Annotated in this window: 5 protein-coding genes; all 5 read left to right on the top strand. The window is 44.9% G+C overall.

Features of this window, described 5'->3' with window-relative positions; all coding sequences use genetic code 11:
* The first annotated feature begins 840 nt into the window (after positions 1–840).
* The 5 genes from DSL64_RS27765 to DSL64_RS27745 all read left to right on the top strand — a co-directional run bounded on the left by DSL64_RS27765 (position 841) and on the right by DSL64_RS27745 (position 12,240).
* Complete coding sequence (locus DSL64_RS27765) at positions 841–3,969, top strand: SusC/RagA family TonB-linked outer membrane protein (RefSeq protein ID WP_115834233.1); 3,129 nt, start codon at positions 841–843, stop codon at positions 3,967–3,969.
* A gap of 11 nt (positions 3,970–3,980) precedes the next feature.
* Entirely contained in the window at positions 3,981–5,735 is a 1,755-nt protein-coding gene (locus tag DSL64_RS27760; RefSeq protein WP_115834232.1) for a RagB/SusD family nutrient uptake outer membrane protein, read from the top strand.
* 68 nt (positions 5,736–5,803) lie between these two features.
* A complete protein-coding gene (locus tag DSL64_RS27755; protein WP_115834231.1) occupies positions 5,804–7,498 on the top strand; it encodes a pectate lyase family protein in 1,695 nt (564 codons plus the stop codon).
* 78 nt (positions 7,499–7,576) lie between these two features.
* On the top strand, positions 7,577–10,687 hold the full coding sequence (locus DSL64_RS27750; RefSeq protein WP_115834230.1) for a DUF6298 domain-containing protein: 3,111 nt from the start codon (positions 7,577–7,579) through the stop codon (positions 10,685–10,687).
* A gap of 5 nt (positions 10,688–10,692) precedes the next feature.
* The gene (locus DSL64_RS27745; RefSeq protein WP_199539525.1) at positions 10,693–12,240 is read left to right on the top strand and encodes an MGH1-like glycoside hydrolase domain-containing protein; all 1,548 of its coding nucleotides are present in this window, start codon (positions 10,693–10,695) and stop codon (positions 12,238–12,240) included.
* Positions 12,241–12,256 lie beyond the last annotated feature (16 nt).

Below are 12,256 nucleotides of genomic sequence, written 5' to 3'. Positions count from 1 at the left end.
GTTTGATCAGGAATTTGATCCAAATTATTGTCCAATTTTACGGAGTTATCCTTGACTTTTAACACAGTTCATAAAGTGATGAATCTCCCGGTTCGCCTTGTCTCCTGGTTGGATATTCTGGATATTGAGCAATGCTCAATTCCTTACATTCTGTTCAGACTCGAAAAGATAAAAAAGGATGAGGCAATTTCTAGAAAACAATATACTTCATGAGTTATTGAGGTTTGACTCTGCTCTCATCCTTTTATCACTTTATATTACAAATCTAACTTTTATCATGAGACTCAATTAGTTTTGTAAACATAGGAGGTTATAAGGCCTATGAATACAATGCCAATGAATGGCCTCCGAAAATGAACAGGTGGCAGAAATCATGGCATTGCAATCGGTGTGGTGAAATCTACGCTATATAGCAGCAAGAGCGCTTAGTAACCGTTAAGTATTATTGAAAAGGTGAAGGAAGTATGATACCGGGTCATACTTTCCCTCACCTTTTTATTTTTTGATGTAGCGAGAGAAGACTATGTTATTTTATATCTATTTTATTTATATCTGATACTCTCATTTATATTTAAATAATACAACAGCGCGGACTCAAATTTTTGAATTTGTAATATTTGGGTTTGTTAATGATTGTGTCTTTTTTACACTTTCTTTTGTTTTTGAATACCTTGTAATGGGTTACGCAATCGTTCCCGGTAACGTTTGCAGAAATAAAAATGAGAAAATGCTTGTGCTAACGTAAAAGCATAAATAGACTTGATCGGAGTTTAAATTGTATTTTAACAACTGATAGCTCTTGTATTATAGGAATATTTATATTTTAAATAGCGCGATTGTATGACCCGACAAATTCTACTCGTTTTGCTTATGCTGGGAGTGTCTCTCAGCACCATAGCACAGAATCGTCAGCTGACTGGTGCAGTCAGGGATGGCGTTTCGAAGGAACCGCTTCCTGGTGTATCTGTTCTGATCAGCGGTACTACTGATGGTACGATTACAGATGAACAAGGCAAGTTTACACTTAAGGTACCTGCTTCCGGCGGATCAGTGGTAATCAGTTATGTAGGATTTGTAGCTCAGACGATAGAAATCGGTAACCGTACAAATCTGGAAGTGGAACTGGAGGCCGATGTGAAGGCATTGGAGGATGTGGTCGTAATTGGTTATGGGGAGCAAAAGAAATCGCATCTGACAGGCGCAGTGGCTACCGTTAACATGAAAGAGGTGGATGAGCTGCCGGTAGGGGATATCACTTCTGCACTGGTGGGAAAATTACCTGGTGTAAATATTTCGGGAGGTACTTCTCGTCCCGGCAATCAGGCTTCTATTGTAATCCGTAATCCGCCAGCTGCTTCTAAGGATGGTGGATCAAGCGCTCCCTTATATGTAATAGATGATGTTGTAAGAACTGAAGCTGATTTCAGGTTGCTGGATGCTTCGGAAATCGAAAGTTTTTCAATCCTAAAAGATGGTGCCGCTGCTGTATATGGGGCAAGGGCGGCTCTGGGTGTGATTGTGGTCAGAACAAAAAGGGGGAAATCAGGAAAGCCGCAAATCAGCTACAGCGGAACGGTTGGTTCATCGGATGCTACCTATAAGTCAAAAATGATGGATGGTTACCAGCTGGCCACCTATCTGAATAACTACAATACAACACGCGGTCTTAAACCTGATAACCAGGAATTCTATTCAGCAGATGAGCTCGAACATTTCCGAAACAACAATTACAACTGGTTTGATATGGCATGGAAGCCTTCCATGAATACGCGTCATACCATCAACATCAGCGGAGGGTCAGAACGCGCAACGTTTTTCGCAGGTGCAAGTTATTTTGCACAGGATGGTAATGTAGACAAGATCAGTTATAAAAAATGGAATTTCAGAGCCAGTACGGATGTAAAGCTAACAGACAACCTGAAGGCTGGTTTAGGGCTGAGTGGTAATCTGTCGGACAACAAACTGTTTTACCTCAAACAGGGAGGTGAAAATGCAGAACGAGATATTACGAATCTTTTGAATACCCCTCAGTTTATCCCGCCGTATGTCGATGGCCTGCCTGTTCTCTTACCTGGCGGTTCCAACGCAACAGGTTTTCACTTTTTTGAAGGGCAACGACTTAATAACTACACCCGCTCACGAAATGTGGTGCTGAATGTTAACGCGTATCTGGAATATAGTATGCCCTTTATTAAAGGATTGAAAGCCAGAGTGGTTTATAATAAAAATCTGGGCAACGACTGGGGTAAACAATTTGGTACCTATTATAAAGCGTATAGTTTCTCAATGCTGGGCACCAACCGGCATATCTATGGAGGTACGCCTAACGAACCTGCCAGACTCAAAAATGCGGATATGGTTCGATTCAATCCTGGTTATAATGAATCCTATCAGTTGAATTTCAACCTGAACTATGCACGTGATTTCGGTAAACACTCCGTAGGTGCGCTTGCGCTGATCGAACAATCAGAGACTTACGCAGAAAGTATTGCGACTTCCAAGGAGGGAATATTTGAAGGTGGAAACGACTATCTGATGTCGGCTTTGGGTGTAAAAGACATTGGTCCTAATCTGGCCAATGAGGCAGGTGTTCTATCGTATGTTGGTAGGGTGAATTATAGTTATGCCGATAAATACCTTTTTGAATTCTCATTCCGGAGAGATGCTTCCACCAAATTTGCCCCTGAGTACCGTTGGGGAACATTCCCCAGCTTTTCTGCTGGTTGGGTAATTTCACATGAGAATTTTTTCAAAGACAAGTTACACTTCATCGATTTCCTGAAAATCCGTGCTTCTATTGGTTTCCTTGGCGGCGACCGTACCGCCAACTGGCAGTGGATGCAGCGATACACCCCTCAGGCTTCAAATGGAGCTGTATTTGGAGGAAACAGCGATCGTACAGTTGGGATCAAGCTGGAAAAACTTCCCAATTATATGGGGCGCTGGGATGATGTGACCAAGAAAAATATAGGGCTTGATGCTACATTCCTGAAGAACAGACTGTCCGCCGGCTTTGATTTCTTCCACGATCATGGCTACAATTTACTGACAACTCTTTCTGCATCTGCGCCTTTAACAATCGGTTCTGCTATGCCAGCTGAAAACTACTCAACGGTGAATTCATTTGGTACAGAGGTTTCTATTTCCTGGAAAGATCAGCTTGGAAAACATGCCGGTTACAACGTGGGAGGTTATTTGGGTTGGAACGACAGCAAGAATATACATGTGGATGTAGAAGCACTGAATGTAGGCAGCTGGCGCGATCCGAATGGTCAGTCAGGCGACAGAGGTGTGATGGGTTACCATTACGAGGGCATGTTCCGGTCACAGGCGGAGGTGGACAGATACCTGGAAACTAATCCTGGTTACACCATCTTTGGTCAGGCTCCGAAACCGGGAATGCTGTATTACAGAGATATTCGCGGGCCGCGTGCTGCCGATGGTACCTATGCTGATCCGGATGGCAAAATCACTGAAGATGACATGGACTGGCTCACACGCAAAGAGAACAATCACTACAATTTTGGTTTATCGCTGGGCTTCAATTTCAAGGGATTTAGTGTTGATGTGGTCACTGCGGGTTCTTTTGGCGGACAGGCAGTGGTGGAAGGTGATGCAAGAAAGAGAGCCACCACGCAATTATCGCGTCCTGTTTTCTGGGCCGATCATTATACCCCCGAAAACACGTCCGCGGCTTACCCGGATCCTTTTTACGAAGATACCTATTCTGTGATTTCGTCATTCTGGTTTCGTAATGCCCTTTCCTTGCGCATGAGAAGTTTCAATATTGCTTATTCGCTCAATCAGAATATTGCTAAAAAACTGGGTGTCTCGTCTCTGAAAATCTATGGGGTAGCGATGAATCCGGTCAATTTCTTTAATCCATACGACTACAAGGATGCTGCAGGAAACTACAATACTTATCCTGTGCTGAGAACATTTTCGCTTGGACTTAACCTATCACTTTAAAATATCATCGTATGAAAATGCGTCCAATCATCACAATATGTATGGCTGCAGCGCTTGTGGGCTGCAAGGATATACTGGAGAAAACCGACCTTTCCGCTTTCAACGAAGAACAGGTTTTCAACGATTCACTTCTGGCGAGGGCTTATGTAGATTACATATATGATCAGAATTTGCCGGTATGGCCCACAGGAGATTTTCTGAAATGTACCGATGAAATTGCCGGAGAAACACGATTTTTTGAAGGTACGGTACAGCTTAATACAGTAGCGGATTTTGGTACGGCTGTCAATGCAACCAACAATTACGGTAAAATCCGTTCGATTAATCAGTTCCTGTTAAAACTTCCCGAAGGAGCGCTGAGCGAGAGGTACAAAAAGGAACTTCTGGCACAGACCACCTTCTTCAGGGCGCATCGTTACTATGATCTGGTTCGCCTTTATGGCGGAGTACCAATTGTCCTCGATCCCTTGGAAGGGGTTGGAAATGATGCGAAGGAAGACGCCGCTTATCCACGTAGCACTACTTCTGAAAGCATAGCACAAATCGTGAAAGATCTGGACTACAGCATTGCCAACTTGCCGGGAAGATGGAGTAACGTAAACGATTGGGGCAGGATAACGAATGGAGCGGCTGCGGCATATAAAGGTCGTATTCTTTTGAACTGGGCGAGTCCTCAATTCAATCCGGGTGATCTTACCGACCGCTGGCAGGCTGCCTATGACGCCAATAAGCAGGCTATCGAACTGTTGAGCGCTAACGGGTTTAAACTACATACAAGTTTTAAAAACCTTTGGTTTGAAGAAGCCAATAATCCTGAAGCCGTGTGGGTGACCTGCTATAACAACAAAGTAGGAGATCAGATCAGTAAAAATCAGGGATGGGACAATAGCACACGTCCTTCGTATCTGGGAACATCGGGAGGATCCAACCAGCCCACCTGGGAAATCACACAGGCTTTTCCGATGAAAAACGGTAAGAAAATAAGTGAAACAGGCTCAGGCTATTCGGAAAAACTGTTTTATAAAAACCGTGATCCCCGTTTCAATGAAACAATCGCTTTTAATGGAGCAATCTGGCATATCAATGGCAATACGAACTACCGGTTGTGGACGTATTTGGTTGATAACAAAACGGTTGAGCCAAAAGCTACTACATCGGGCTTTTATCTAAGAAAAGCGATTGATCCGAACCTGGCAAGTGGTGCAGTACTTAACAGTGGAAACGACTGGATTGAACTGCGTTATGCCGAAGTATTATTGAACGCAGCCGAAGCTGCGACGGGTATCAATAAACTGGATGAGGCATATCAGCATTTGACTGCGATTCGTAAAAGGGCTGGTATCGAAGCGGGTGCAGATGGGCTATATGGTTTGAAACCTGCCATGAGTCGTGCCGAGATGTTTGAAGCCGTGCTATTTGAACGCCAGATTGAGCTTGCCTTCGAAGGGAAAAGATTCTGGGATTTGCGCCGCTGGAAAAAATTTGAAACGGTGCTGAACGGTAAAAGGAGAAATGGCGTGGATGTGAAGCTGAGAACGACTGCTATTTCAGCGGCAGAATTTGCCGCTCAGCGTGACGGTATGAATCTGGATTCGGCTTACAGCAAATACTTTGAAATTGCTCCGCGTGTATTGGATACAAAATATGCCATTAAGTGGCTGCCCGAATATTACTATTTCGCCATTCCACCAGCCGCTCTGGTCAATAATCCTAAATTGGTTCAGACGAACGGATGGCCTTCTGGAACATTTGATCCTTTGAAATAAAGTAGCATCTTCTGTTACGGAAGATATTGAAACCATATTTAAAGATTCATCAAGTTTATTTTACTGAAATGAAACAATACAAAATCTCCTGTTACGCACTTGCATTTACACTATTAATGGGTCTGGAAGGTAAGGCTCAGTATCCTAAAATCCCTCAGGCCGCTCAGAAAACAAGTGATTCTCTATTGGCTGAGGCCAGCCGGCAATCGGATATTGCCTGGCAAAAAGCGTGGCCTATTATTCAGAAAGATGCTAAAAACGGAAAGCCTTACATTCCCTGGGCTGCTCGTCCGGTTGATTTGCCTCAGTCCGATATACCTGCTTTCCCCGGTGCAGAAGGTGGTGGCGCCTACAGTTTTGGTGGTAGAGGAGGTAAGGTGTACGTGGTGAAAAGTCTGGAGGACAGTGGTCCGGGAACCCTACGGGATGCTTGCGAGCAAGGTGGAGCACGCATCATCGTTTTCAATGTAGCCGGCATTATTCGCCTGAAAACGCCACTAATCATTCGTGCGCCCTATGTCACCATTGCCGGACAGACGGCTCCTGGTGACGGCGTTTGCGTCGCAGGCGAAACGGTTTGGATCAATACCCATGATGTGGTAATCCGCCATATGCGTTTCCGGCGAGGTGAAACCTTTGTCGGTCGGAGAGATGATTCAATCGGGGGAAACCCGGTGGGTAATATCATGATCGACCATGTATCGGCCAGCTGGGGATTGGACGAGAATATGTCGATTTACAGACACATGTACAACGACAGTACAGGCGCTGCCGAACAGAAGCTGCCGACTGTCAATATCACGATTCAGAACTCCATATTTTCAGAAACGCTGGATACCTGGAACCACTCTTTCGGCAGTACGCTTGGAGGAGAAAACTGCACTTTCATGCGAAATCTGTGGGCGAACAATGCTGGCCGGAATCCCTCCATTGGATGGTTTGGGATATTTAACTTTACCAACAACGTGATCTTCAACTGGGTACACCGCTCCATTGATGGCGGGGATTACCGGGCGATGTATAATATCATCAACAACTATTTTAAACCCGGGCCGCAGACGCCAAAAGATTCTCCTATCGGCTACCGGATCATTAAGCCTGAATCCGGAAGGAGCAAGCTGGATCACCTTGTTTTTGGGAGAACATATGTAAATGGTAATATCATGGAGGGAGTAGACCGCGTGACGAAAGACAACTGGGATGGAGGTGTACAAGTAGAAAGTTTGCCTGATACGGGGCCATACCGCGAACTTATGAAATGGAACAAACCATTGCCTATGCCTGAATTTCCGATCATGACTGCGAACGAATCTTTCACATTTGTGCTGGATAATGCAGGTGCAACGCTACCGAGAAGGGATGCTGTAGATCAGCGTGTCACCAAACAGGTGAGAACAGGACAGATCAATCCTATTGCAGGTGTTAAATTGCCAGAGACGCAGTTTGAGCACAGACGTTTGCCTATTGACTCTTATAAAAATGGCATTATCACAGATATAGCACAGGTAGGAGGTTATCCGGAATACAAAGGAACGCCCTACAAGGATTCAGATGATGATGGTATGCCGGATGAATGGGAAATCAAATATGGCCTGAATCCGAAAGATGCTTCTGATGCGCAGAAAGACCTGAGCGGTGACGGATATTCCAATATTGAAAAGTTTATCAATGGAATTGATCCGAAGAAGAAAGTCGATTGGAGCAACCGTAAGAATAACCATGACACCCTGGCTTCTGCTCAATTGCCCAAGAATAAAAAATAGGAATGTTTTACCGGGCGTACCAGTCCGAAAGTTGAAAGTGTTTTGAAAAAAAATAGATTACCTGCCGGATGTCAAACAATGAGAAGAATACTGCTGCTGGTATGTATTTTTCTGAGTGGGAATGCTTATGCTCAGAAAAATACGAAGCCCAAAAGCCCGGTGAGTGTTTCTCAAACGGGTAAGCTTGTGTATCAACCCGACTCGGTGGGTAACCGTATTGTGGACTTCTCTCATTGCGGATATATGAGTGGCAACAAGCCTATTGAGAATGTACAGGTAAAAATTGTTGTAAATACCAATGGCGGGGATGCTACAGCAACGATTCAGCGGGCTATAGATTATGTAGCATCACTCAAACCGGATTCTTTGGGTTTTCGGGGAGCGGTTTTGCTTGGTCGTGGCATATTTAAACTGGAGGGTTCACTGCTGATGCGATACTCAGGAGTTGTACTCCGGGGTAGTGGGGCGGGTGAGAAAGGAACTGTTTTACTTGGCGCAGGAACCAGCAGAGAAACAGTCATTCAGTTTATTGGAAAAACTGATAAAATAGCAGCAAAATCAATTCCCGTTACTGATCAATATGTCCCTGTGAACGCAAGTTGCTTTACACTTACAGCAAATCACGGACTCAAAAAGGGAGATATTATTCTGATCAAAAGACCATCCACAAAGGAATGGATCAGTGCCTTAAAAATGGAGCAGTTTGGAGGAGAAACCGCCTGGCTGGGTTGGAAACCTTCTCAGCGTGATATTGTGTGGCAACGTGAAGTGGTTGGCGTTGAAGCAGACAAAATAGCAATTGATGCACCGCTGACCACAGCCATTGAGAAGCGGTTCGGCGGAGCCGCCGTTTCGGTTATTCAGCAACGCGGACATATCAACCATTCAGGGATAGAGAACCTGAGTATTCATTCTGAATTTGATCATAAAAATCCAAAGGATGAAGACCACCGTTGGATGGGTATCACATTTGAAAACACAGAGAATGCATGGGTTCGTCAGGTGAATTTCAAACATCTCGCAGGCTCGGCGGTAGCTATTTATGAAACTTGTTCAAAAATTACAGTTCAGGATTGTAAATCGGTGGAGCCGGTATCCGAGATTGGCGGTCAAAGAAGATATACTTTCTACACCCAGGGACAGCAGACGCTTTTTGAAAGATGTTATGCCGAAAATGGTTACCATGATTTCGCCACAGGTTTTTGCGCGGCTGGTCCGAATGCCTTTGTACAATGCCAGTCGGTGCAAGCCAATAGTTTCAGCGGAGCAACCGACAGCTGGGCATCCGGTACGTTGTACGACAATGTGCATATTGATGGTCAGGCGCTGAGTCTGAAAAACCGTGGTCAGGATGGGCAGGGTGCCGGATGGAGTGCAGCCAATAGCGTGATATGGCAAAGTTCAGCTTCGCGCGTTGAAAATTTCAGTCCTCCTGGTGCCGCCAACTATGTTTTTGGCGTCTGGTCTGAGTTTGCAGGGGACGGTTATTGGGAGAGTAACAATGAACATATCAAGCCGGCCAGTTTGTACTACGCCCAATTGAAAGACAGGCTTGGAGAGAGAATTACGCATTTGATGCCTGTAGAATCAGAAGCTTCCAGCAGCCCCAATCCGCAACAGGCGGCGGAGCTGACAAAACTGGCAAATGAGCCGCTATTACAATTGAAAGATTGGATTGATCAGGCAGGTCAGCGAAACCCGGTACCAACAGAGATACCTGATAATGTAAAGCTGGCTGACTGGATTAAGCCCGTTTCTTTGGCAGATACAAAACAAAAGGGCCTGGCGGTAAAAAAAGGTATTCTGGTCAATGCTGATGGGATATTGACGGGTGGACGCATGGATGTACCCTGGTGGAGAGGTTCACTTCGTCCTCAGGATGTAGCACAGGCCAAGCCGCACATTACCCGTTTTGTTCCCGGAAGAAGTGGTACGGGTTACACGGATATTATCACTGAAGTGGTAGATACAATGGTTAAAAAACATCTTACTGTGCTGGATCACAACTATGGATTGTGGTACGACAGACGGCGGGATGACCACGAGCGCATCCGAAGAATTGACGCCAATGTGTGGCCTCCGTTTTATGAACAACCCTTTGCAAGAAGTGGTCAGGGACATGCGTATGATCAGTTGAGCAAATATGATTTAACACATTACAATACATGGTACTGGAAAAGGTTGCAGGATTTTGCAGCGACTGCCAGCCAAAAGGGGCTTGTGTTGTATCACCAGAATTACTTTCAGCATAACATTTTGGAAGCGGGTGCGCATTACGCAGATTTTCCGTGGCGTACTGCGAATAACATTAACCAGACCGGCTTTGCAGAACCGGCTCCGTATGCCGGCGATAAACGTATTTTCCTGGCAGAACAGTTTTATGATACAACCAATATAGTTAGAAAACAGCTGCACAGAGCCTACATACGGCAATGCCTGGATAATTTCAGGGATATCAATGCTGTGATCCAGTTCATCAGCGCGGAATATACCGGACCTATGAGTTTCGTTCAGTTTTGGCTCAATGTGATTGGTGAATGGGAAGCAGAAAAGAAAAGTAATGCGCTGGCGGCACTGAGTACAACCAAGGATGTTCAGGATGCTATTCTTGCGGATTCAAAATATGCTTCGTTGGTTGATATAATTGATATCCGGTATTGGCATAAAAAAGCGGACAGCGGCTATTACGCTCCTGAGGGCGGGCAAAATCTGGCGCCACGTCAGCATGCAAGAATTATGAAATCAGGAAAGGTTGATTTCCATTCGGTCTATGAAGCAGTTTCAGAATATCGTCAAAAGTATCCTGATAAAGCCGTGCTCTATTCCGGAACCGGTGCGCAAGCGAATGGCTGGGCAGTTCTGATGGCTGGTGGCTCCATAGCCGACGTTCCTGCTTTTTCAGATAAAACAATTTCTTCCGGATTGACTCAAATGTATCACAGCGAAGTCATTCAATCGGGTCAAACCTATTCGCTTTCTGATCCGGGAAACGCATTGCTGATCTATCATACCGGAAAAGAACCGGTCAAAGTTGATTTGAAGAATTTTAGCGGAAAAGCGCTTGTTCGCGCAGTTCATTCTAAAACAGGCGTCGTAGACCAAAAAGCGTCAACCATTAATGCAAAAGAAGGTGCAATAGTAAAGGGTACTTCAGGAGAACCGGTCATTTTATGGATTACAAAAAAATAGACAAGATGCGATTTTCGATATTGACATGTTCCATTTTGAGTTTGCTGGCATTCTCTTGTAGCAGGAAAGCAGCCGGACCGACCGTGCTGAAAACTGCTGACTTTGAAAAGCACGTGAAATATTTCAATACTATGGAGGATGAAAACAAGGTGAACGCCATACCTGATTCTGAATCGTGGAATTGGATGAAATCGAATATTCCTCTATTTGATTGTCCGCAGGAAAACTTCCGTGAGATTTACTACTACCGCTGGTGGAGTTTCCGTAAACATATCCATCAAACGCCGCAGGGTTTTGTTTTTACAGAGTTTATTGTTGACCGGAATTATGCCGACAAATACAATATGATCAGTTGCGCACTGGGGCATCACATCTATGAAGGCCGATGGCTGCACGATCAGCGTTATCTGAATGATTACGTGCATGTCTGGTTCAGGGGCAATGAGGGTGGACGAATGAAGAAACTACTCAATTTCAGTAGCTGGACTGCCGACGCATTATACAACCGCTATAAAGTGAATCAGGACAAAGGCTTTTTAACCAATATGCTTCCTGACCTTCAATCGGAATATGCGCAATGGGAGAAAGACCGGAAAACTGAAACCGGATTGTTCTGGCAAACGGATGTGAAGGATGGTATGGAAGAATCGCTTAGCGGTGGCAGGAGAGAGCAGAATGCCCGGCCTACAATCAACAGTTATATGTATGGCAATGCGAAAGCGATTGCAGCCATTTCAGAATTGGCAGGTGACGGCGCTAATCAGGCGGTGTATATGGCAAAGGCTGATACAATCAAAAGTCTGATTATAAATAAGCTGTGGAATCCGGAGCATGCGTTTTTTGAAACAGTTAAAAAGCGAGGAAACGGAGAATTTGCACAGGTTCGCGAGGCGATAGGTTATATTCCCTGGTATTTTGATCTGGCAGAACCTGACAAAGATGTGGCATGGGAACAGGTGAGTGACCCCAAAGGATTTGCAGCTCCATATGGATTAACAACTGCTGAACGGCGGCATCCCGAATTCCGAAGTCATGGTTGCTGTCAGTGTGAATGGGATGGTGCCGTATGGCCGTTTGCTACAGCACAAACACTCACCGCGATGGCAAACAGAATGAATTTATCTGAAAGCAAACATTTGACCGATACGACCTATTTCCGACAATTGGAACGTTACGTAGAATCACAATACCATCGCGGACGGCCCTATATCGGTGAGTATCTGGATGAAACAACAGGTTATTGGTTGAAAGGAGATCAGGAAAGGAGCAGGTACTACAACCATTCTACTTTTAATGATCTGATCATTACCGGCTTAGTCGGACTCAGACCCAGGGCTGATGATATAATAGAAGTAAATCCATTGCTTCCCGCTGGCAAATGGGATTGGTTTTGTCTGGATAATGTGCTTTACCATGGTAATATTCTGACGATTGTATGGGATAAAGATGGGACACGTTACAAAAAGGGGGTCGGGCTGACGGTGTTTGTGAATGGAAAAAAGGTAGGTTCAGTCCCAACTTTGGAAAGACTCGCAATTGCATATAACAAATAGAGCAGACGAAGTATTT

Origin of the sequence: Dyadobacter luteus (assembly GCF_003383615.1) — a bacterium.
GTDB classification, from domain to species: domain Bacteria; phylum Bacteroidota; class Bacteroidia; order Cytophagales; family Spirosomataceae; genus Dyadobacter; species Dyadobacter luteus.
This window is presented reverse-complemented; position numbering and strand designations above follow the sequence as displayed.

What these genes read in the sequence shown, in the direction of transcription:
- DSL64_RS27765 (WP_115834233.1), top strand. Translation starts at nt 841, where the DNA reads ATGACCCGACAAATTCTACTCGTTTTGCTTATGCTGGGAGTGTCTCTC.
- DSL64_RS27750 (WP_115834230.1), top strand. Translation starts at nt 7,577, where the DNA reads ATGAGAAGAATACTGCTGCTGGTATGTATTTTTCTGAGTGGGAATGCT.
- DSL64_RS27755 (WP_115834231.1), top strand. Translation starts at nt 5,804, where the DNA reads ATGAAACAATACAAAATCTCCTGTTACGCACTTGCATTTACACTATTA.
- DSL64_RS27745 (WP_199539525.1), top strand. Translation starts at nt 10,693, where the DNA reads ATGCGATTTTCGATATTGACATGTTCCATTTTGAGTTTGCTGGCATTC.
- DSL64_RS27760 (WP_115834232.1), top strand. Translation starts at nt 3,981, where the DNA reads ATGAAAATGCGTCCAATCATCACAATATGTATGGCTGCAGCGCTTGTG.